Source organism: Kitasatospora sp. NPDC003701 (assembly GCF_053587085.1).
The window spans coordinates 187,940-209,596 of sequence record NZ_JBSFNM010000002.1; the positions used below are offsets into that span (position 1 = coordinate 187,940).

Annotated in this window: 18 protein-coding genes; 2 read left to right on the forward strand and 16 right to left on the reverse strand. The window is 72.7% G+C overall.

Going from position 1 to position 21,657, the window contains the following annotated elements; translation table 11 throughout:
- Positions 1-169: 169 nt before the first annotated feature.
- The 16 genes from ACWDRR_RS02980 to rsmH all read right to left on the reverse strand — a co-directional run bounded on the left by ACWDRR_RS02980 (position 170) and on the right by rsmH (position 19,148).
- Positions 170-1,504, reverse strand: coding sequence for a DivIVA domain-containing protein (locus tag ACWDRR_RS02980; RefSeq protein ID WP_449770403.1), 1,335 nt, complete (start codon positions 1,502-1,504; stop codon positions 170-172).
- Positions 1,505-1,563: 59 nt separating this feature from the next.
- The gene (locus ACWDRR_RS02985; protein ID WP_148645520.1) at positions 1,564-1,845 is read right to left on the reverse strand and encodes a YggT family protein; all 282 of its coding nucleotides are present in this window, start codon (positions 1,843-1,845) and stop codon (positions 1,564-1,566) included.
- A 93-nt stretch (positions 1,846-1,938) separates the two neighbouring features.
- Complete coding sequence (locus ACWDRR_RS02990) at positions 1,939-2,538, reverse strand: cell division protein SepF (protein ID WP_329487250.1); 600 nt, start codon at positions 2,536-2,538, stop codon at positions 1,939-1,941.
- A 301-nt stretch (positions 2,539-2,839) separates the two neighbouring features.
- Positions 2,840-3,628, reverse strand: a complete 789-nt coding sequence (locus ACWDRR_RS02995) for a YggS family pyridoxal phosphate-dependent enzyme (RefSeq protein WP_449770404.1) — start codon at positions 3,626-3,628, stop codon at positions 2,840-2,842.
- On the reverse strand, positions 3,625-4,359 hold the full coding sequence (gene pgeF, locus ACWDRR_RS03000; protein ID WP_449770405.1) for a peptidoglycan editing factor PgeF: 735 nt from the start codon (positions 4,357-4,359) through the stop codon (positions 3,625-3,627). The genes ACWDRR_RS02995 and pgeF overlap by 4 nt, the downstream gene beginning before the upstream one ends.
- Positions 4,360-4,362: 3 nt before the next feature.
- Positions 4,363-5,571, reverse strand: coding sequence for a cell division protein FtsZ (ftsZ, locus tag ACWDRR_RS03005; protein ID WP_449770406.1), 1,209 nt, complete (start codon positions 5,569-5,571; stop codon positions 4,363-4,365).
- 366 nt (positions 5,572-5,937) lie between these two features.
- Positions 5,938-6,771, reverse strand: coding sequence for a cell division protein FtsQ/DivIB (locus ACWDRR_RS03010; RefSeq protein WP_449770407.1), 834 nt, complete (start codon positions 6,769-6,771; stop codon positions 5,938-5,940).
- Entirely contained in the window at positions 6,764-7,870 is a 1,107-nt protein-coding gene (gene murG, locus ACWDRR_RS03015) for an undecaprenyldiphospho-muramoylpentapeptide beta-N-acetylglucosaminyltransferase (protein WP_387880332.1), read from the reverse strand. Before murG ends, ACWDRR_RS03010 begins: the two co-directional genes overlap by 8 nt.
- Positions 7,871-7,876: 6 nt before the next feature.
- Complete coding sequence (gene ftsW, locus ACWDRR_RS03020) at positions 7,877-9,250, reverse strand: putative lipid II flippase FtsW (RefSeq protein WP_449770408.1); 1,374 nt, start codon at positions 9,248-9,250, stop codon at positions 7,877-7,879.
- Between the two features lie 166 nt (positions 9,251-9,416).
- Positions 9,417-10,850 (reverse strand): UDP-N-acetylmuramoyl-L-alanine--D-glutamate ligase, encoded by a 1,434-nt coding sequence (gene murD / locus ACWDRR_RS03025; protein ID WP_449770409.1) that lies wholly within the window; start codon positions 10,848-10,850, stop codon positions 9,417-9,419.
- Positions 10,847-11,908 (reverse strand): phospho-N-acetylmuramoyl-pentapeptide-transferase, encoded by a 1,062-nt coding sequence (gene mraY, locus ACWDRR_RS03030; protein ID WP_449770410.1) that lies wholly within the window; start codon positions 11,906-11,908, stop codon positions 10,847-10,849. The genes murD and mraY overlap by 4 nt, the downstream gene beginning before the upstream one ends.
- On the reverse strand, positions 11,908-13,311 hold the full coding sequence (locus tag ACWDRR_RS03035) for a UDP-N-acetylmuramoyl-tripeptide--D-alanyl-D-alanine ligase (protein WP_449770411.1): 1,404 nt from the start codon (positions 13,309-13,311) through the stop codon (positions 11,908-11,910). The genes mraY and ACWDRR_RS03035 overlap by 1 nt, the downstream gene beginning before the upstream one ends.
- The gene (locus ACWDRR_RS03040; RefSeq protein ID WP_449770412.1) at positions 13,308-14,960 is read right to left on the reverse strand and encodes a UDP-N-acetylmuramoyl-L-alanyl-D-glutamate--2,6-diaminopimelate ligase; all 1,653 of its coding nucleotides are present in this window, start codon (positions 14,958-14,960) and stop codon (positions 13,308-13,310) included. Before ACWDRR_RS03040 ends, ACWDRR_RS03035 begins: the two co-directional genes overlap by 4 nt.
- 6 nt (positions 14,961-14,966) lie before the next feature.
- Positions 14,967-17,261, reverse strand: a complete 2,295-nt coding sequence (locus ACWDRR_RS03045; RefSeq protein WP_449770413.1) for a penicillin-binding transpeptidase domain-containing protein — start codon at positions 17,259-17,261, stop codon at positions 14,967-14,969.
- 279 nt (positions 17,262-17,540) lie between these two features.
- On the reverse strand, positions 17,541-18,134 hold the full coding sequence (locus tag ACWDRR_RS03050; RefSeq protein ID WP_449770414.1) for a cell division protein FtsL: 594 nt from the start codon (positions 18,132-18,134) through the stop codon (positions 17,541-17,543).
- 39 nt (positions 18,135-18,173) lie between these two features.
- Positions 18,174-19,148, reverse strand: coding sequence for a 16S rRNA (cytosine(1402)-N(4))-methyltransferase RsmH (gene rsmH, locus ACWDRR_RS03055; RefSeq protein ID WP_449770415.1), 975 nt, complete (start codon positions 19,146-19,148; stop codon positions 18,174-18,176).
- A gap of 583 nt (positions 19,149-19,731) precedes the next feature.
- Between rsmH and ACWDRR_RS03060 the strand changes: the two genes are divergently transcribed.
- Together ACWDRR_RS03060 and ACWDRR_RS03065 are read left to right on the forward strand one after the other, a co-directional pair.
- Entirely contained in the window at positions 19,732-20,274 is a 543-nt protein-coding gene (locus ACWDRR_RS03060; RefSeq protein WP_449770416.1) for a beta-class carbonic anhydrase, read from the forward strand.
- Positions 20,275-20,603: 329 nt separating this feature from the next.
- Entirely contained in the window at positions 20,604-21,656 is a 1,053-nt protein-coding gene (locus ACWDRR_RS03065) for an AAA family ATPase (RefSeq protein WP_449770417.1), read from the forward strand.
- Position 21,657 lies beyond the last annotated feature (1 nt).

Sequence of the window (21,657 nt, forward strand, 5' to 3'; positions counted from 1 at the left end):
CGGGCCCGACCGGAACGCCCCGAAGCCGCCGCCGCCCCACCCGGGGCGGCGGCGGCTTCGCCGTCCCCGGACGCGCCCGCGTCCGCCCCCCTGCGGGCACGGACGAGGGCGCCCCCGTCATGACCCGGAAGTCACGGCAGGGGCGCCCTCGAAATGCCTGGCTACAACCTCAGTTGTCGCCGTCCTCGTCGATCAGGAACCCGCGCATCGGCGCCGGCGCCTGCTGCATCGGCTGCGGCGGCTGCGGACGGACGGCCGCCATCGGCTGCGTCATCCCGGCCGGCTGCATCTGCGGGGCACCGGAGTTGCCGCCGGAGGACTGCCCGCCGAAGCTCGGCGCACCGTTGTTGCCGCCGAAGGAGCTCTGGCCACCGAACGAGGGCTGGTTCCCGCCGAAGGACGGCTGGTTGCCACCGAAGCTCGGAGCACCCCCGCTCATCGCGGACGCACCGGCCGGAGCCATCGACGACGCGGCCGGCGGCAGCGAGGCGGTGGCCGGGATGCGCGGCGGAGCGAGCGAGTCGTCCGCCTGCGACTCCAGCTGGCGCAGCTGGGTCTCCAGGTAGGACTTCAGACGCGTGCGGTACTCGCGCTCGAAGGCCCGCAGGTCCTCGACCTTGCGCTCCAGCGTGGCGCGCGCGGACTCCAGCGAGCCCATCGCGACGCGGTGCTTCTCCTGCGCGTCCCGCTCCAGGGCGTCGGCCTTGGCACGGGCGTCGCGCTCCAGGCCCTCGGCCCGGCTGCGCGCCTCGCCGACGATCTTGTTGGCCTCGGAACGGGCCTCCGAGATCGCCTGGTCGGCGGTCTGCTGGGCGAGCGCCAGCACGCGGGCCGCGCTGTCGCCACCGGGGCCCTGCTGCTGCTGCTGCATCGGAGCGCCGAGCGGGCCGCCCATCTGCTGCGGCTGGCCCATCGGGCCACCCATCTGCTGCATCTGCTGCTGGCCCATGCCCTGGCCCATCGGGTTGCCCATCTGCTGCGGGCCACCGGGGCCGCCCATGGGCTGGAGCATCTGACCGCCCATCGGCTGCACCAGCTGCTGCTGGCCGCCCATGGTCTGGTTCATCTGCTGCTGCGGGCCGCCCATCGGGCCGCCCTGGCCGGACGGGAGCTGCGGGGCGCCGGACGGCAGGCCGAGGGGCTGGTTGCCCATCTGCTGCTGCTGCGGGCCGCCCATCTGCTGCGGACCGCCGGGGCCGCCCATCTGCTGCGGGCCGGGGCCCTGCTGCTGCCCGGGCACCGGCGGGCCGGATATGGCGGCCGGCACCGGGGCGCCGGGACGCGAGTCCTGCGGCGGCTCCTTGCGCATGTTGGCCTGGTTCTGCGCGGCGGCACGGGTCGCGGCGGCCAGCTTGGCGCGCAGGTCCTCGTTCTCGCGGAGAAGGCGGGTCAGCTCCGCCTCGACCTCGTCGAGGAAGGCATCGACCTCGTCCTCGTCATAGCCTTCGCGCAGGCGGACGGTCGTGAACTGCTTGTTCCGAACGTCCTCGGGGGTCAATGGCATCTCTTCACCTCAACGTGATCGTCGGCACACCGGCATCCTGTCGCATCGCTCACCTACGACTAGGGCCGCACAAGCGAGATCAGGACATACACAATGATCATCAGTACGAAGAAGGACAGGTCGAGCGCCACGCCCCCGAGACGCAACGGCGGAATGAACCGCCGAAGAAGCTTGAGCGGCGGATCCGTGACAGTGTACGTGGCCTCCAGGACCAGGACCATGGCCTTGCCGGGCCGCCACGAACGTGCGAACTGGAACACCCAGTCCATCACCAGCCGCACAAGCAGGAACACCAGGAAGACGGTCAGCGCGTAATAGAGCACCGCCCACACGATCCCCATCGCGCTTCCCTCTCCCCGGTTCTCGGCCCTTCGGCCGTGCCGCCTGTCACTAACTCACTGTCGATCAGATCCACACGTAAAGTCGTGGCCGGGTCAGCTCTGGTTGAAGAACCCACCCTCGGCGATCCGAGCCTTGTCCTCCGCCGTGACATCGACGTTAGCAGGCGACAGCAGGAACACCTTCTGTGTCACGCGCTCGATACTGCCGTGCAGACCGAAGACGAGTCCAGCGGCGAAGTCTACGAGCCGCTTGGCATCGGTGTCGTCCATCTCGGTCAAATTCATGATCACCGGGGTGCCGCCACGGAACTGTTCCCCGATCGTACGGGCCTCGTTGTAGGTCCGGGGGTGCAGCGTGGTGATGCGGTAGGGCTCTCGTTCGTTCACTACCTTGGGCATGATCACCGGGGCGCTCTTCTCCAGGTTGTGGCGGCGTTCGGGTGTGATGGACGACACTGGGGCCATCCTCGGGGTCTCCTGGCGGATCGGCACCGCGGCCGGCACCGGCTGCGGCGTGATCGAGGAGACCGGGGCGGGTGCCGCGGCGGGCCGGGGGATGTCCTCCGTCCGCCCCGTTCGGATCGGCTCGGGGTCCGCGTCGTAGTCGTCGTCGGGGTCGTACCCCTGGCCGTCGTACGTCTCGTCCTCCACGAGGCCGAGGTAGACCGCCATCTTGCGCATTGCGCCGGCCATGCTCCTGTCTCCTCCGCTCATGCCCGCCCCGCTACGCGAGGTGGTCGCTTCGCGAACGCGCGCCTCTCGATGGTCGCTCGCCCTGCTCGCTCCGTGGTGGACCGGCTCCGTACCGACGGCCGGGCCGTCCGGCCCCGCCTGCGGATTCCGCGGTCCGCCCACGACGAGCCGTCGGGCCGACGGCCGGTCAGAACTCGTGGGTGGGGGCCGCGGAGCTGCGATCCACGGTTCGCTAGCGCTCTGGAAAGCTGCTAGTTTCTGTCCTATTTTGTCCTGCAGTCTGATCTACTACCCGGTGACGTTACCTGAGGGGTGACCGCACTCCGAGTACCGCCGTTCCGACGCGCACATGTGTCGCCCCGGCGGCAACGGCCTGCTCAAGGTCACCGCTCATTCCTGCGGAAACCATGGTGGCAGCAGGATGGGCCGTCCGTACGGCGGTTGCGATTTCCGTCAACCGCCCGAAGGCCCGGGCCGGGTCCCCAGCGAGCGGCCCGGAGAGCGGGGCGACGGTCATCACACCGTCCAGTCGCAGCCCGGGCGCGGCGGCGATCGCGTCGGCCAGCGCCCCGACCTCCGCCGGGGCGACCCCGGCCCGGCCCTCGCCCTCGCCGTGCTCCTTCTCCAGCGCGACCTGCACCAGGCAGCCGAGCTCCGGGCGCTCGGCCTTGAGCACCGCCGCGGAGAGCGACTCCACCAGCCGCAGCCGGTCCACCGAGTGCACGTGGTTCGCGTACCGGACCACCGAGCGGACCTTGTTGGTCTGCAGCTGGCCGACGAAGTGCCAGTCCAGCGGAAGGTTTCTGCACTGCTCCGCCTTGGGCGCCGCGTCCTGGTCGCGGTTCTCCGCGACATCGGTGACGCCCAGTGCGGCCAGCAGCGCGCTGTCCTGTGCCGGGTAGGTCTTGGTGACGACGATCAGCCGCACCTCGTCACGCGCCCGCCCCGCGGCCGCGCAGGCGTCGGCGATCCGGCGCTCGACCACGTCGAGGTTGGTCCCGAGTTCCTCGTACCGGGCGCGCTGGCCCTCCGTCAGGGCGGCCAGGAAATCCGCACCGCCCGGGAACGGTCCGTAGATGTCGTTCGTCATGAGTGATCAGAGCCCAACCAGACGTAGCTCGCGAGCCGGCCCGTGCGCTGCTCGCGGCGATAGGAGTAGTGATCGGCGGATTCGAGGGTGCAGACCGATGATCGCACCAACTCGGTGACTCCCGCAGCGGCCAGCTGGGCCGCCACTCCCTCCGCCACGTCCAGGGCCGGGGTGCCCCAGGAGGTCTCGGCGTGCGCGGCCGGCACCAGCGCGGCCACCTCGGCGCGCAGCTCGGCCGGCACCTCGTAGCAGCGGCCGCAGACCGCGGGCCCGGTCGCGGCGGTGATCCGCCCCGGCTCGGCACCCAGTTCGACCATCGCCCGGACCACCGCCGGCACCACCCCGGCCGCGAGCCCGGGCCGGCCCGCGTGGGCCGCGCCCACCACGCCCGCCACCGGGTCGGCCAGCAGCACCGGCGTGCAGTCCGCGGTCAGCACCGCCAGCGCCAGCGGCCGGTCGGTGACCACCGCGTCGACGGTCGGCGCCTCCCCCGCGGGCTGGCGCCGCGTCACCACGGCCACGTCCGCGCCGTGGACCTGGTTCATCCAGACCACGTCCGCCGGGTCGAGGCCCAGCGCGCCGGCCGCGATCTCCCGGTTGCGCCGGACGGCGGCCGGGTCGTCCCCCACCGCGCCGCCGAGGTTCAGCTCCCCGTACGGCGAAGTGCTCACCCCGCCCCACCGGTCGGTGAAGGCGAAGTGAGCACCGTTGCGTACTGCGTGATCGACCACTGCTTACTTCAGGAAGTCCGGCACGTCGAGCTCCTCGGCGGGGCTCTCCACGTACGGCTGGCGGACCGGCTGCACCTGCGGCGGCACCGGAGCGGCCGTCGTGGTGGCCGGGCTCTCCGCCGAGCGCGCCGGGGCCTCGTTCTCCGAACGGGAGGTGACCGAGCCGATGCTCCCGTACGAGGGCCGGGTCGCCGGACGCTCGGGGGCGGCGGGCGGCGTGGCCGGGGTGGCCTTGACCACCGGGTCGCGGACGATCGCCGGGGGCTGGCCGCCGTCGAAGCCGGCCGCGATCACGGTGACCCGCACCTCGTCGCCGAGCGCGTCGTCGATGACCGCACCGAAGATGATGTTGGCCTCGGGGTGCGCGGCCTCGCTGACCAGCTGGGCGGACTCGTTGATCTCGAACAGGCCGAGGTCCGAGCCACCGGAGATGGAGAGCAGCACGCCGCGGGCGCCGTCGATCGAGGCCTCCAGCAGCGGCGAGGAGATCGCCATCACGGCGGCCGCCTTGGCGCGGTCCTCGCCGCGGGCGGAACCGATGCCCATCAGCGCCGAACCGGCCTCCGACATGACGGACTTGACGTCCGCGAAGTCGAGGTTGATCAGACCCGGGGTGGTGATCAGGTCGGTGATGCCCTGGACGCCGGAGAGCAGCACCTGGTCGGCGGAGCGGAACGCGTCCAGCACGCTGACCTGGCGGTCCGAGATGGACAGCAGCCGGTCGTTGGGGATGACGATGAGGGTGTCGACCTCTTCGCGCAGGCCGGCGATGCCGTCCTCGGCCTGGTTCGCGCGGCGGCGGCCCTCGAAGGTGAAGGGGCGGGTGACCACGCCGATGGTCAGCGCGCCGAGCGAGCGGGCGATGTTGGCGACGACCGGCGCGCCGCCCGTGCCGGTCCCACCGCCCTCGCCCGCGGTCACGAAGACCATGTCGGCCCCCTTGAGGACCTCCTCGATCTCCTCGCGGTGGTCCTCGGCGGCCTTGCGGCCGACCTCGGGGTTGGCGCCGGCGCCGAGGCCCCGGGTGAGTTCACGGCCCACATCGAGCTTGACGTCGGCGTCGCTCATCAGGAGGGCCTGCGCATCGGTGTTGATCGCGATGAACTCGACGCCCTTGAGACCGACCTCGATCATCCGGTTGATGGCGTTGACACCACCGCCGCCGATGCCGACGACCTTGATGACTGCGAGGTAGTTCTGCGGTGCTGCCACGTCGAAGGCCTCTCGCCTCGAATTTCCGGGTCGGCCGGCCCCGGTGGGGTGCCGTACCGACGGATGTCGATGGGTAGGGAGCCTGGTTTCTGACTGAATGTCCGAAATGCCGACCGCCGACCCCAACCCTAAACTTGACCTTTAGGGTTAGTCCTGTGCCTCCGTCACATCACCAGGAAACACAGTCTGGTGACACAGGACACTAGGTGGCCCCGGGCACGTGTTTCAACGAACACGCCGAGCTTCCCTTTTTCTTTTGAGCCTATGTGATCATCAACCGGCTTATGAAACCGGGGTGACCACCAAGGGTCGGGCCGTCACCGAAAGGCGTCAACCCCTCCCCCAGAGAGAGAACCTACCGGATCATCACGACACCGCCGGCGCCTCCGGCGCACTGACGTCGAAGTTCGTACCCTTCTGACTCATCAGTGCCACCAGCACCCGGGCTTTTCGATCGATCTGCTCCGGACTCCCCCAGCGCACCGTCGCACCCCCGCTGAGCTGCAGCTGGATGTCGTCGTAGGAGTGCACCAGCACCGCCCCGGCCCGCTGGCGGACCTCCGCCGGCAGTCCGGCCGCCACCGCCACCGCCCCCTGCACCAACTGCGGACGGGTGATCACGGCGGCCACATCGTTCGCCTGCTGACTGAGCCGCAGTTCGACCACCGGCACCCCCGCCGGGGCGGCGTCCTCGGTGGCGAAGCTCACGCCACCCGCATCCACCTGGGTGAACTTGCCGTCCTCCCCCTTGACGGCGGCGACCGCCGTGCGCTGGGTGATCTTCACCCGCAGGGTGTGCGGCCAGCCTCGCCAGACCTCGGCCCGGGCCACCCGCGGGATCGCCTCCACCCGCCGGGTGGCGTCGTCCAGGTCCACCCGGGCCAGCGGGCCGGCCCCGACCGTGCCGATCGCCGCACGCACCTGCTCGACCGTCAGCCGGTCGTCCTGCACCCCCTGCACCGCGACGCTGCGCACGTCCAGCGCCGAGGAGAAGAACACCAGCCAGGCCAGCACGCCCAGCACCGCGGCGCCGAGCGCACCCAGCACCGCGATGCCCCGCCGGGAGAGCCGGAGCCGGGGCGAGTGGTCCTCGTCCCCGAACTCCACCTCCTCCTGCGGGTACCCGCCCCCGGCCCGGCGGCCGGGAGGTGTCCCCCGGCCGCCGGGCCGGGACGGATCGGCGAGCCGGCCGTCAGCCACGTCGGCGGCCACCCCTGGCGGCCTCGATCGCCTCGTAGACCATGCCGACCAGCAGCTCGTCGGCGTCCCGGCGGCCGAACTCGGCGGCCGCCCGGCTCATGTCCCAGAGCCGCTGCGGGTCGGTGAGCACCGGCAGCACGTTCTGCAGCACCCACTCCGGGGTCAATTCCGCGTCGTCGACCAGCAGGCCGCCGCCGGCCTTGACCATCGGCTGGGCGTTCAGCCGCTGCTCGCCGTTGCCGATCGGCAGCGGGACGAAGGCGGCCGGCAGGCCGACCGCCGCCAGCTCGGCCACCGTCATGGCGCCGGCCCGGCAGAGCATCAGGTCGGCGGCGGCGTACGCGAGGTCCATCCGGTCCACGTACGGCACCGCGCGGTACGGCGGCATCCCGGGGATGTCGTCCACCTGCGGCAGCTCGTTCTTCGGGCCGACGGCGTGCAGGATCTGCACGCCGTACTGCTGCAGCCGGGGCGCGATGGCGGTGACGGTCTCGTTGAGCCGCCGCGCGCCCTGCGAACCGCCGGAGACCAGCAGGGTGGGCAGCCGCTGGTCGAGGCCGAAGTAGTGCCGGGCCTCGGGCCGGGCCGCGTTGCGGTCCAGGGTGGCGATGGTCCGGCGCAGCGGGATGCCGATGTACCGGGAGTCGCGCAACTTGCTGTCCGGCGTGGAGACCGCGACGAAGTCGCTGTAGCGGGCGCCGATCTTGTTGGCCAGGCCGGGCCGCGCGTTGGCCTCGTGGACCACGATCGGCACCCCGGCCCGCTTGGCGGCCAGGTAGGCCGGCATCGCCACGTAGCCGCCGAAGCCGACCACGGCGTCGGCGTTGACCCGCTCGATGATCTCCTGGGCGGCCCGGACGGTGCCGCGCAGCCGGCCCGGGACGGTGATCAGTTCGGGGGTCGGCTTGCGGGGCAGCGGAACGGCCGGAATCAGCTCCAGGTGGTAACCCCGCTCGGGTACCAGCCGGGTCTCCAGTCCGCGCTCGGTGCCCAGGGCGGTGATCCCGATGGACGGGTCGTGCCTGCGGAGGGCGTCCGCGAGGGCGAGGGCCGGCTCGATGTGACCGGCGGTCCCCCCGCCGGCGAGTACGACATGCACCGAAATTCACCGCTCCCTGCGTGCCGGCACCGGGGCCGGGCGCGCTGTGGTTCGTCGTCGTGGCAGCACCCGGGCCAGTCGTCTCCTGATCCGGGAGTTCTTGCTCCGGGCGGCCAGGGCCGCCTTCGCGCCCGAGGTGCTGCGTGCGAGGCACAGCAGCACACCGATCGCGGACATGGCCGACAGCATGGCGGAACCGCCGTAGGAGAACAGCGGGAGCGGGACGCCCGCGATGGGCAGCAGTCCCAGCGCCGACCCCAGGTTGATCACGGCCTGCGCCATGATCCAGGTGGTGGCGGCTCCCGCGGCGTACCTGACGAAGGGATCCTTCGTACCGATGGCCACACGGATACCCGCGTAGCCTAGTGCCGCGAAGAGACCGATCACCGACAGCGTCCCCACCAGGCCCAGTTCCTCGCCCGTCGTGGCGAAGATGAAGTCGGTGTGCGCCTCCGGGAGCTGGCCCCACTTCTCGACGCCGGCGCCGAGGCCGGAACCGAACAGGCCGCCGAGTCCGAACGAGTACACACCGTGCAGGGCCTGGAAGCAGGAACCGGCCGGATCGAGCTTGGTCACGCCGATGCAGGAGAGCCGTTCGGCCCGGTGCGGGACGGTGACCACCAGGGCGGTGCAGACCACGACGGCGACGCCGAGGGTGGCGACGAACAGCCGCATCGGGGCGCCGACCATCCAGAGCAGGCCGAAGAGCATGGCCACCAGGATCATCGAGGTGCCCATGTCCCCGCCGAGCATGATCATCGCGAGCAGCAGCAGCGCGCCCGGCACCAGCGGGACCAGCAGGTGCTTCCACTGGTCGAGGGTGCCGTTCCGCTGCTTGCGGGCGAGCAGGTCGGCGCCCCAGAGCACCAGTGCGAGCTTGGCGAACTCGGACGGCTGGAACTGGAAGAACCCCAGGTCCAGCCAGTTGCGGTTGCCGTTGACCTCCACCCCGACGCCGGGGATCGCGACCAGCGCGAGGGCGCCGATCACGCCGAACATCACGGGGTAGACGATCACGCGGAGCACCGCGACCGGCACCAGGGCGAAGCCGACCAGCAGCGAGAAGCCGAGCAGCACCGCGACCAGCTGCTTGAAGAAGTAGAACTGGGTCGAGCGGTGCTGGCCCAGCGCGAGGATCTGCGAGGCCGAGAAGACCATCATCAGGCCGAGCACCACCAGCAGCAGCGTCGCGCCGATGATCAGCAGGTAGGGCGTGAGCGGCCGGTCCAGGGTGTACCGCAGACGGGCCCGGAAGGCCTGCAGACGGGCCACCGGGCCGGCCGACTTGTAGGCGGTCGTGGTGGCCGAGATCACCCGCCACGGATCGGCGGGGCCCTTCTCCGGCGTACCGGAACCGCCCACCCTGCCCTGCCCCGCCACCACGTGCTCCCCTTCTCTCGTGGCTCGGCCCGCCTCCGGGCCGCTTCTGTCCGGCCCTTCGGCTCGTTCGCCCGTGCACGGGAGGACGGCCGTCGGGCTCGTCCGCCCTCGCGCGGGTGGACGAACGGCCCGGCACCCCGTTCGGGTGGCGGGCCGCTGTCACGCCTCAGCTGTCCGTGAGGTCCCGGACCGCTGCGGCGAAGAGGTCGCCGCGCTCGCCGTAGTTGGTGAACATGTCCATCGAGGCGCAGGCCGGGGCCAGCAGCACCGTGTCACCCGATCGGGCGAGCGACGCGGCCGTCCGCACCACCTCGGCCATCGCCACCGCGCCAGTCTGGCCCTCGGCCGCCTCGATCACCGGGACATCCGGCGCGTGTCGCGCCAGCGCCTCCCGGATCAGCGCGCGGTCCTCGCCGATCAGCACCACCGCGCGCAGCCGCTCGGCCGCGCCCTGCACCAGGTCGTCGAACGCGGCGCCCTTGGCCAGGCCGCCGGCGATCCAGACGACCGGCCGGTACGCGGCCAGCGAGGCCGCCGCGGCATGGGTGTTGGTGGCCTTGGAGTCGTCGATGTACGTGACCCCGTCGACCACGCCGACCTCGGCGATCCGGTGGGCGTCCGGACGGAAGGCCCGCAGGCCCTCCCGGACGGCCGCGGCGTCCACCCCGTACGCCCGGGCGAGGGCGGCGGCGGCGAGGGCGTTGGCGATGTTGTGCGGGGCCGGCGGGTGGACGTCGGCGACCGAGCCCAGCTCGGCGGCGCTCTTGGCCCGGTCCGGCACGAAGGCGCGGTCCACCAGCAGGCCGTCGACCACGCCGAGGTTCGACAGGCCGGGCGCGCCGAGGCCGAATCCGATCGCCCGGCAGCCCTCCTCGACGTCGGCCTCGCGGACCAGCGCCTCGGTGGCCGGGTCGGCCAGGTTGTACACGCAGGCGACGACGTTGCCCTCGTAGATCCGGCCCTTGTCGGCGGCGTACGCCTCCATCGAGCCGTGCCAGTCGAGGTGGTCGGGCGCCAGGTTGAGCACGGCCGCCGCGTACGGGCGCAGCGAGGGCGCCCAGTGCAGCTGGTAGCTGGAGAGTTCGACGGCGAGCACGTCGTACGGCTCCTCGGCGAGCACCGCGTCCAGCACCGAGACCCCGACGTTGCCGACGGCGGCGGTGCGCCGGCCGGCGGCGGTCAGGATCGAGGCGAGCATCTGGACGGTGGTGGTCTTGCCGTTGGTGCCGGTGACGGCCAGCCAGGGGGCCGGCTCGCCGGTGGACGCCAGCGGGCGGCGCAGGCGCCAGGCCAGTTCGACGTCGCCCCAGACCTCGACGCCGGCCGCTCCGGCGGCGGCGAACAGCGGGCTGGTGGGCGGCCAGCCCGGCGAGGTGACGACCAGCCGGGTGCCCCCGGGCAGGCTGTCGCCGTCGCCGAGGCGGACGGTGACGCCCTGCGCCCGCAGCTCGGCGGCGCGGGCCTCCAGGCCCGGGCCGGAGCCGCCGTCCACGACGGTGACCTGCGCGCCGAGGCCGTGCAGCACCCGGGCGGCGCTGATCCCGGAGACGCCGAGGCCGGCGACGGCGACCGGCAGTCCGGTCCACTCGGGTCCGGTCATCCCGTCACCCATCCCGCGTAGAAGAGGCCGAGGCCGACGGCCACGCAGAGGCCCTGGATGATCCAGAACCGGACCACGATCAGGACTTCGGTCCAGCCCTTGAGTTCGAAGTGGTGCTGGAGCGGGGCCATCTTGAAGACGCGCTTGCCGGTCATCCGGAAGGAGCCGACCTGGATGATCACCGAGAGGGTGATGATCACGTAGAGGCCGCCGAGCAGCGCGAGCAGCAGCTCGGTGCGCGAGCAGATCGCCAGACCGGCCAGGGCGCCGCCGAGCGCCAGCGAGCCGGTGTCGCCCATGAAGATCTTGGCGGGCGAGGTGTTCCACCAGAGGAAGCCGAAGCAGGAGCCCATCAGGGCGGCGGCGACCACCGCGAGGTCCAGCGGGTCGCGGACGTCGTAGCAGCTGGAGGTGGCCGAGATCGCGTAGGCGCAGCTCTGGCCGTACTCCCAGACGCCGATGAAGGTGTAGGCGCCGAAGACCATCACCGAGGCGCCGGTGGCCAGGCCGTCCAGACCGTCCGTCAGGTTCACGCCGTTCGACATCGCCGCGATCATGAAGTACGCGAAGATGACGAACAGCACCGGTCCGATCGACCAGCCGAAGTCCCGGACGAAGGAGAGGTGCTGGGAGGCCGGGGAGAGCCCGCGGTCGTCGCTGAACTGCAGGGCCAGGATCGCGAAGGCGAGGCCCACGAACGACTGGCCGAAGAGCTTCGCCTTGGCCCGCAGACCGAGCGAGCGGCGCTTGACGACCTTGATGTAGTCGTCCAGGAAGCCGACCAGGCCCAGACCCACCGTCAGGAACAGCACCAGCAGACCGGAGGCGGTCGGGGACTCGCCCGTTATCGCCTTGGTCGCGAAGTAGGCGATCAGCGTCGCCAGGATGAAGGCGATGCCGCCCATGGTGGGCGTGCCCTTCTTGCTGTGGTGCGCCTTGGGGCCGTCGTCGCGGATGTACTGGCCGTAGCCGTGCTTGGCGAGCAGCTTGATCAGGGCCGGGGTCCCGAGCAGCGAGAGGACCAGGCCGATCATGCCGGAGAAGAGGATCTGCTTCATTACTCGGCCGCACCGTCCGCGAGCAGTGTCTCGGCCACCTTCTCCAGCCCCACCGAACGGGACGCCTTCACCAGGACCACATCCCCCGGCCGAAGCTGACTGCGCAGCAGTTCGACCGCCGCGTCCGCGTCGGACACCAGCACCGACTCCTCACCCCACGAACCTTCGTTCCTAGCGCCCAGTTCCATACAGGCCGCCTCGCGTCCGCCGACCGCCACCAGCTTGGTGACGTCCAGCCGTACCGCGAGCCGCCCGATGGCGTCGTGCTCGGCCAGGCTCTCCTCGCCGAGCTCCCGCATCTCGCCGAGCACCGCCCAGGTGCGGCGGCGCTCCGGGCCGCGTCCCCCGATCGAGACCAGCGCCCGCAGCGCGGCCCGCATCGAGTCGGGGTTCGCGTTGTAGGCGTCGTTCACGACGGTGACACCATCGGCCCGGTCGACGACCTCCATGCGCCAGCGGGACAGCGCACCCGCCTCGCTCAGCGCTTCGGCGGTGTCGTCGACGGTCATCCCGAGCTCCACCGCCACCGCGGCGGCGGCGAGGGCGTTCGAGACGTGGTGCTCACCGTACAGGCGCAGCTGCACGGGTGCGGAACCGGCCGGGGTGGTCAGCGTGAACGATGGCCGTCCGGTGGAGTCCAGGCGAACGTCCTGTGCCCGGATGTGGGCCTCCCGGGACTCCCCGAAGTACACCACCCGGGCCTTGGTGCGGGAGGCCATCGCGCGTACCAGCGGGTCGTCTGCGTTCAGGATCGCCGCGCCGTCCGCCGGCAGGGCCTCGACCAGCTCGCCCTTCGCCTCGGCGATCGCCTCCTGGGAGCCGAACTCGCCGACGTGCGCGGTGCCGACGTTCAGCACCAGGCCGATCCGCGGCGGGGTGATCGAGGTGAGGTACTGGATGTCGCCCTTGTGCCGGGCGCCCATCTCCATCACCAGGTGCCGGGTGCCGGCCTCGACCCGCAGCGCGGTCATCGGGTGCCCGATCTCGTTGTTGAGCGAGCCGGGCGGGTAGACGGTCTCGCCGAGCCGCTGGAGCAGCTGGGCGATCAGGTCCTTGGTGCTGGTCTTGCCGGCCGAGCCGGTCAGCGCGACCACGGTGGTGGCCTCGGCGCGGGCCACCACGGTCCGGGCCAGCTTGCCGAGCGCGTCCACCACGCTGTCGACCAGGACGGCGGGCACCCCGACCGGGCGGGAGGCCAGCACGGCGACGGCGCCGGCGGCGACCGCCTGCTCGGCGTAGTCGTGGCCGTCCACGCGGTCGCCGGCGAAGGCCGCGAACAGGCAGCCGGGGCGCACCTTGCGGGAGTCGACCTCGACCGGGCCGGTCACCGGGGTGTCGGGGTCGGCGCCGTCCAGGGTGCCTCCGACGGCTGCGGCCACCTCGGCGAGGGTCAGTGCGATCACGGCTGCTCTACTCCTCCGGTGCCCCGGGCGGCCGTGGTCCGCGTGATCGAGTCCCGCAGTACCTCCCGGTCGTCGAAGGGGCGGATCTCGTCTCGTACGTACTGGCCGAGCTCGTGGCCCTTGCCGGCCACCAGCACGGTGTCGCCGGCCTGGGCACGGGCCACCGCGAGGTGGACCGCCTCGGCCCGGTCGGGCACGACCAGGACGGCGCCGCGCTCGGCCTCGGGCACCGAGGCGGCGCCCGTGAGCATGGTGGCGAGGATCGCCAACGGGTCCTCGCTGCGCGGGTTGTCGCTGGTCAGCAGGGCGGTGTCGGCGAGCTCGGCGGCGATGGCGCCCATCGGGGCGCGCTTGTGCGGGTCGCGGTCGCCGCCGCAGCCCACCACCACGTGCAGCCGGCCCTTGGTGACCTCGCGCAGCGAGGCCAGGACGGCGCGCAGGGCGTCCGGCTTGTGGGCGTAGTCGACCACCGCGACGAACGGCTGTCCGGCGTCCACCCGCTCCAGCCGGCCCGGTACCCCGGGCACCGCGGCGATGCCGGCGACGACCTGCTCCAGCGGCAGCCCGGCGGTCACCAGCACGGTGATCGCGGCCAGCGCGTTGGCGACGTTGAACGGTCCCGGCAGCGGGACGGACGCGTCGGCCTCGGCGCCGTCGGGGCCGAGCACCCGGAAGGTCGACCCGACCGGGCCGAGCTGGACGTCCACCGCCCGCCAGTCGGCCTGCGCCGCGCCGGTCGCCGAGAACGAGGTGACCGGGATCTTCGCCTCGGCCACCAGCCGGCGACCGTACGGGTCGTCCAGGTTGGCGACGCCGAGCCGGGACTTGCCGGGCTGGAAGAGCCGGGCCTTCGCCTGGAAGTAGTCCTCCATGTCCGGGTGGAAGTCGAGGTGCTCGGGCGTGAGGTTGTTGAACAGCGCGACGTCGTAGGCCACGCCGTCGGTGCGGCCGAAGACCAGCGCGTGGCTGGAGACCTCCATGGTCACCGCGTCCGCGCCGCGCTCGCCCATCACGGCGAGGATCGCGTGCAGGTCGGTGGCCTCGGGGGTGGTGCGCTCGCTCTTGATCCGCTCGTCACCGACGCGCATCTCGACGGTGCCGATCACCCCGGGGCTGCGCCCGGCGCCGCGCAGGCCGCCCTCGACCAGGTAGGAGGTCGTGGTCTTGCCGTTGGTACCGGTCAGCCCGATCATCAGCAGCCGCTCGGAGGGCCGGCCGTAGACCGCGGCGGCCAGTTCGCCCATCCGGGCCCGCGGGCGGTCGACCACCAGCGGCGGCAGGCCGGTGCCGGCCGCCAGCTCGGCGCCGGCCGGGTCGGTGAGCAGCGCCACCGCGCCCGCGGCGGCGGCCTGGGCCGCGAAGGCCGCGCCGTGGTGGTTGGCGCCCGGGAAGGCCACGTAGACATCGCCCGGGCGCACCGCGCGGGAGTCGTGGGTGACACCGGTGACCGGGCCCCCCTCGACCGGCGCGAGGCCGAGCAGACGGGCCAGCTCGGCGAGCGGCAGGGCCTGCGCCCGGGCGGGGCGCGGCGGGCTCACGGTGATTTGATCGGGTTTCGGCACGGCGGGAAGGCTATCCGCCGGAGGGTGTCCAGGGCCAAACCGGGCCTTCGCCGTGCCGTCGTCCCGCCCGGTCCGCTCGTTGCTCATGGTCGATCACGGCTTCCACTCGACGGGCAGGTTGGGTGCCTCGCTGCCGCTCGGCGGCACCTGCAGGGTCTTCAGGGTGAACTCCATCACCTGCTTGAACACCGGACCGCAGAGCTGGCCGCCGAAGTGGCCGTTGACCGGGTCCTGGATCACGCACGAGACGGTGACCCGGGGGGCGTCGGCGGGGGCGAAGCCGATGAACGAGGCCGTGTACCCGCGGTAGCCACCGGTCTTCGGGTCCACCCGGTTGGCCGTGCCGGTCTTGCCCGCCACCCGGTAGCCGGGGATGGCGGCCTTGCCGCCGGTGCCCTGCTCGTCGGTGACGACCGACTCCAGCATCTCGGTGAGCGTCTTCGCGGTCTGCTCGCTGACCACCCGGGACTGCGCGCCGGGCGCGGCCGGGGTGAAGCGCCCGTCCGGCGCGGTGGTGCCCTGGACGACGCTCGGGGCCACCCGGACCCCGCCGTTGGCGATGGTGGAGAACACCGAGGTGGCCTGCAGGGCGTTCACCGACAGGCCCTGGCCGAACGGGATGGTGTACTGCTTCGAGGCCTTCCAGTCCTCCGCCTTGTCCAGGATTCCCGGGGTCTCGCCGGGGAAGCCGAGACCGGTCTGCTCGCCGATGCCGAACTTGCGCAGGTAGTCGTGGAGCACCTTGTTGGCCTCGGGCTGGGTGGCGCCGAGGGTCTGGGCGGCCTCGATGGTGCCGATGTTGGAGGACTTGGCGAGCACGCCGGCCAGCGTCAGGTACCAGGTGTCGTGCCAGACGTCGTCCTTGAACGCGACATCGCCGCGGACCAGCGGGTACGGCACGGTGACCTTGGTGTCCCAGGTGGCCTTGCCGGTGTCCAGCACGGCGGCCATGGTCATCAGCTTGGCGGTGGAGCCCGGCTCGTAGGCGTCCTGCAGGGCCGGGTTGCCGAGCTGGGAGGACTTCGCCGTGCTCAGGTCGTTGGGGTTGAAACCGGGCGAGGTGGCCATCGCCAGGACCTGGCCGTTCTTCACGTCCTGGACGATGACGTAGCCCTTCTCCGCCCCGGCGTTGGCGACCTGGTCGGTGATGGCGCGCTGGGCGGCCCACTGGATGTCCCGGTTGACGGTCAGCCGCAGGTCGGTGCCGGGCACGGCCGGGTCCAGCGAGCCCCCGGCGGTGGGCACCAGCCGGCCGCCCGCCTGGGCGTAGCTGCTGTGGCCGTCCTTGCCCGCCAGCACCTTCTGGTACTGCGACTCCAGGCCGCCGGCGCCCTCGCCCTCGGCGTTGACGAAGCCGACCAGGTTGGCGGCCAGGCCGTCCGAGGGGTAGACCCGCTTCTGGGTCTCCCGGTTGAACACCCCGGCCAGCGGGTTGACGCACTCGTTGTCCAGCCTGGTCCGGCCGCCCTCGTCCACGGCCTTGCTGAGCAGACGCTTCTGGGCCGCGCAGGCGCGCGAGCCGGCCTGCTTCTCCAGGCCCGACTTGAGGTCGCTGATCTGGTTCTTGACGTCCGGGGTCTGCTGGGCGGCGAGCCGCTTGTAGCGGGTCTTGGGGGTGTGCAGGTCGGCGGCGATCTTCTCCTTGGGCAGGCCGAGGATCGGGGCCAGCAGCGCGGCCGCCTGTTCGGGGGCGTCCGGGATGCCGGCCGCCTCCGGGGTGAACATGGCCGGGTCGGCGGTGATGTCGTACGCGTCGACGGTGGTGGCCAGTGCCACGCCGTCGGCGGACGTTATCGAGCCGCGCTCGGCGGTGATCGGGATGTCCAGGTAGCGGTTGGTGTTGGCGTCGGCGGCCAGCGCGTCGGAGTCCAGCAGCTGGAGCTGGACGAGGCGGCCGGCGAAGACCGAGAACACCAGGGAGAGCGCCACGGTGACCACCCGCAGCCGGCGGCGCGGGTCGGCCAGCCGGATCGCCTTCGGCTGCGGGCGCTGCGCCGGGCGGGGTTTCGGGCGCGGCCGGCCGGGTGCCTGGCCCCGCAGGGGCGAGCGGCCCTCCGGGCGGCGCTGCTGCGGGGTCCGGGCCGACCGGCCGGCGGCCTGCGGATCCCGGGCCCTGGCCGACTGGGCCTTCGGGGGCTGGGCCTTGGCCGACTGCGCCTTGGGGGTCTGGGACTTCGGGGGCTGAGCCTTCGGAGGTTGGGCCTTCGGAGGTTGGGCCTTCGGGGGCTGCTTGGAGCGGGCGGGCTGGGGCTTGGCCGGCTGCGCCTTCGGGGGCTGGGCCTTGCCGGCCTGGCCGCGCGGGGTCAGCCGCGGTGCGGCGCCCTTGGCGACGGGCCGGCGGCCACCGGCGCCGCCGGTCCCGCCGGTGGGCTGTCGGGGCGTGCTCATGCGCCCACCTCGCTGCACTCGGCGAGCACTCCGCCCAACGCACACCCTCCGACGACCCGCCCGCTCATGCGCCCACCTCGCTGCACTCGGCGAGCGCTTCGCGCAACGCACACCCTCCGATTGACTCGCTCGCTCCGCTCGCTCATGCGCCCACCTCGCTGCACTCGGCGAGCACTCCGCGCAACACACACCCTCCGGCGACCCGCCCGCTCATGCGCCCACCTCGCTGCACTCGGCGAGCACTCCGCGCAACGCACACCCTCCGATTGACTCGCTCGCTCATCGGCCCGCACCTCCGGTCGTGGTCGGCGCCGGCTGGGGCGCGGCCGGCGAACCGGCGGGGGCGGGAACGGCCGGATTGATCTGGACCGTGGTGTCACCGCCGGGCGCCGGCGCGGCCGGGGCACCCGGCTGGGCGCTCGGCGACGGCTGCTTCCCGGGCCACGGCTCGGTGGTGGACCGTTTCACCGGGGGGCTGTCCTGGGCCGGTCCGGGCGTACCGAGCACCTTGCCACCGTTCGGGACGTCCAGGAAGGCCAACCCCCCGGCGGGCACCATGCCCAGCTCGGCGGCCCGGCGGGCGAGCGCGTCCGGCGCGGAGTTCTGGTCGATCTGGTGCTGCAGGCCCTGCTGCTCGTCGGTGAGCACGGTGGTCTGCCGCTGCAGTCTGGACAGCTCGAAAGAGCCCTCGTTGAGCGCGGTGTTCAGGGCCAGCAGACCGAGCAGCCCGGCCGCGAGCAGGACCACGACCAGGACGGCGAACGGCGTCCTCCCCCGTACCGGGCGCCGCCCCGGCCGGACCGTGATCCGCGCCCTGCCGCCCTGCCCGGGGAGCACCGCGCTCCCCGCCCCGCCTCCGGCCACCGGCCCCACGCTGTCTCCTCCGCCCTTCGGACCGCCCCGCGAACCTGGTCAGCCCCGGGTGCTTCGGTCCCTGATCCTCTCCGCCACCCGCAGTCGCACGGGCGCGGCGCGCCGGTTCTCCTCGATCTCCTCCTCGGTGGCCAGCTCGGCACCGCGAGTGATCAGCTTCAGCCAGGGCTGGTGCTCCTCCGGGACGAACGGCAGCCCCGGCGGGGCGGTGGTGGTCGCGCCCGCCGCGAAGTACTGCTTGACCAGGCGGTCCTCCAGCGACTGGTAGGACATCACGACGATCCGCCCGCCCAGCGCCAGCGCGTCGAGCGCACCCGGGATCGCCCGGTCCAGCACCTCCAGCTCGCCGTTGACCTCGATCCGCAGCGCCTGGAAGGTGCGCTTGGCCGGGTTCCCGCCGGTGCGGCGGGTGGCGGCCGGAATGGCGTTGCGCACCAGATCGACCAGACGCGCGCTGTTGGTGAACGGTTCCTTCTCCCGCTCGCGCAGGATCACCGAGGCGATCTTCCCGGCGAACCGCTCCTCGCCGTACACCTTGAGGATCCGGGCCAGCTGCCCGTGGGTGTAGGTGTTCAGCACCTCGGCCGCGCTCAGGCCCCGGGTCTGGTCCATCCGCATGTCCAGCGGGGCGTCCTGGGAGTAGGCGAAGCCGCGCTCGGCCTCGTCCAGCTGCATCGAGGAGACGCCGAGGTCGAACAGGACGCCCTGCACCCGGGGGATGTCCAGGCGCTCCAGCACCTCGGGGATCTCGTCGTAGACGGCGTGCACCAGGGTCGCCCGGTCGCCGAACGGGGCCAGCCGTTCGGCGGAGAGCTTGAGGGCGGCCGGGTCGCGGTCCACCGCGACCAGCCGGACGTCCGGGAACTGGGTCAGCAGGGCCTCGCTGTGCCCGCCGAGGCCGAGCGTGGCGTCCACCACCACCGCGCCGGGCTGCGAGATCGCCGGGGCCAGCGCGTCCATGCACCGCTGCAGCATCACGGGGACGTGCTTGGGGGCCGGATCGTTGGTGCTCATGCGCGGTGGCGCCCTTCTTCGGTGCGAAGCAGCCCCGACGTCCGGGAGCTCCGACCATTTTGGCCCACTGTGTGCCGGAGTCGGCGCCTGGGGCGGCGGGTGGCAGCCGCCGGCGGCCGGAACGCGGCCCGTGGTCCCCGCCCGCTCAGGGGGAAGATCGTGACCGCCCGGCGCCGGGGAAGGTGCGCCAGGTGGCACGGAGCGGGTGGAGGCCACCGGCCGCGTCGGCCGTCGCACCGGCCGGAAAACGCCCGGTTGACGGGCCTCGGCGGGTGTGCTCCACTGCGCCGCAACTCTATCGCGGACACCCCGTCAGTCAATGGTCCGCTCCGGCGCACCACCCGGGCGGCGGTACGGATCACCGCAGGTCGTGGGCGTCCGACGGGCCGCCGGGGGCTCCGCCCGGGGATCGCGCGGCACCGCCGCGCGCCCCGAGCCCGACGAGGCGGGACAAACCCGCCCGGAACACCCCGGCGGCCGGTCGGCGACCCCGCCCGGTTGTCGATATGCACTCGGTCACAGCAGCCCGCTCTGTAGCCCTCGACCCCACCACGGACGCCCGAATCGCACTAACGTCTTCACCATGACAGTGACCCCCGACCGGCCCACGCCGACAGCCGCTGCCGACACCACCGAACCGAACATCATCGACCGCTTCGTGGCGGCCAACCGCGAGTACGCGGTGACCTTCCGCGACGGCGGCATGGACGCCCGGCCCGTCCAGCACATCGCCGTGGTGGCCTGCATGGACGCCCGACTCGACCTGTTCGCCGCGCTCGGCCTCGAACTGGGCGACGCCCACGTCATCCGCAACGCCGGAGGTGTGGTCACCGACGACACCATCCGCTCGCTCACCATCAGCCAGCGCGCCCTCGGCACCCGCTCCGTCGCCCTGATCCACCACACCGGCTGCGGTCTGCTCGGCCTCACCGAGGACTTCCGGCGCGAGCTGGAGCAGGAGGTCGGCCAGCGTCCGCAGTGGGCGGTCGAGGCCTTCGTCGACCTCGACAGCGACGTCCGGCAGTCCATGCAGCGGGTCCGCACCTCGCCCTTCCTGCCGCACACCGACGACGTCCGGGGCTTCGTCTTCGACGTCCACACCGGGCTGCTCCGCGAGATCGCCTGACCCACCCCGCCCACCGTCCGCCGCCGGCCCGGCCAACGTCGTCCGGGCCCCGCCGGCGTTCCCGCCGCGGCACTCCCCCCGCTCCCGACCGGGTGCCCCGCCACCCCACGGCTTTCCCGGGCGCCTTTCGGCCGGGTGGTGACTTCTGGCCACCGCCCGGGGGAGAATGCGCCTGCCGGTCGGACCCCGAACCACCTGGGGCGGCCAGCCGCAGGCCCCACCACGGCACCGGCTCCCGCTACGGAACCGCTCCCGGAGGAGCCGCGTCCAGCATGGGGTGGGGGCCCGCCTCGGGGTGAGGCGGGCGCAGTGTGCCAGGGAGCGTACGGGTGACGAGCTACAACGATCAGGCCGGTCTCGAAGGTCGCGCGGGGAGCGACCAGGGGGCGAAGGGTTACCACCCGGTCGGCCTGCCGGAGCTCGCCGCCGTCGTGGAGCGGGTCCGGGCCAACATCGAGAGCGTGATCGAGGGCAAGCCGGAGGCCGTCCGGATCGCGCTGACGGTCCTGCTCGCCGAGGGCCACCTGCTGCTGGAGGACGTGCCCGGCGTCGGCAAGACCATGCTGGCCAAGGCGCTGGCCAGGTCCGTCGACTGCACGGTGCGGCGCATCCAGTTCACCCCGGACCTGCTGCCCTCCGACGTCACCGGCACCAACATCTTCGACCAGCACCAGCGCGACTTCGAGTTCCGCCCGGGCGCGATCTTCGCCCAGATCGTGGTCGGCGACGAGATCAACCGGGCCTCGCCGAAGACCCAGTCCGCGCTGCTGGAGTCGATGGAGGAGCGCCAGGTCACCATCGACGGCACCAGCTACGAGCTGCCCTCGCCGTTCATGGTGGTCGCCACCCAGAACCCGGTCGAGATGGAGGGCACCTACCCCCTCCCGGAGGCCCAGCGGGACCGCTTCATGGCCCGGATCTCGATCGGCTACCCGAGCCCCGAGGCCGAGTTCGCGATGCTCGACGTGCACGGCGGCGCCAGCCCGCTGGAGGACCTCCAGCCGGTCGCGCACGCCGCCGACATCCTCAAGCTGATCGACCTGGTGCGCACCGTGCACATCGCCGACCCGGTCCGCCGCTACGCCGTCGACCTGGTCGGCGCCACCCGCACCAGCCACGAGCTGCGCCTGGGCGCCTCGCCGCGCGCCACCCTGCACCTGGTCCGGGCCGCGCGCGCCGCCGCCGCGCTGGACGGCCGCGACTACGTCACCCCGGACGACATCCAGCGCCTGGCCGTCCCGGTGCTCGCCCACCGCCTGATGCCGACCGCCGAGACCCAGCTGAGCCGGCGCACCTCCGAGCAGATCGTGGCCGACCTGGTCGCCCGGCTGCCGCTGCCGCGCCCGCAGGGCCAGGCCGGCCCGGCGCTGCGGAGGGGCTGAG

Coding starts and splice junctions, on each gene's coding strand:
- ACWDRR_RS02980 (WP_449770403.1), bottom strand. CDS start 1,504: ATGCCATTGACCCCCGAGGACGTTCGGAACAAGCAGTTCACGACCGTC.
- ACWDRR_RS02985 (WP_148645520.1), bottom strand. CDS start 1,845: ATGGGGATCGTGTGGGCGGTGCTCTATTACGCGCTGACCGTCTTCCTG.
- ACWDRR_RS02990 (WP_329487250.1), bottom strand. CDS start 2,538: ATGGCCGGCGCAATGCGCAAGATGGCGGTCTACCTCGGCCTCGTGGAG.
- ACWDRR_RS02995 (WP_449770404.1), bottom strand. CDS start 3,628: ATGACGAACGACATCTACGGACCGTTCCCGGGCGGTGCGGATTTCCTG.
- murD (WP_449770409.1), bottom strand. CDS start 10,850: ATGACCGGACCCGAGTGGACCGGACTGCCGGTCGCCGTCGCCGGCCTC.
- mraY (WP_449770410.1), bottom strand. CDS start 11,908: ATGAAGCAGATCCTCTTCTCCGGCATGATCGGCCTGGTCCTCTCGCTG.
- ACWDRR_RS03040 (WP_449770412.1), bottom strand. CDS start 14,960: ATGAGCAACGAGCGGACCGGGCGGGACGACGGCACGGCGAAGGCCCGG.
- ACWDRR_RS03045 (WP_449770413.1), bottom strand. CDS start 17,261: ATGAGCACGCCCCGACAGCCCACCGGCGGGACCGGCGGCGCCGGTGGC.
- rsmH (WP_449770415.1), bottom strand. CDS start 19,148: ATGAGCACCAACGATCCGGCCCCCAAGCACGTCCCCGTGATGCTGCAG.
- ACWDRR_RS03060 (WP_449770416.1), top strand. CDS start 19,732: ATGACAGTGACCCCCGACCGGCCCACGCCGACAGCCGCTGCCGACACC.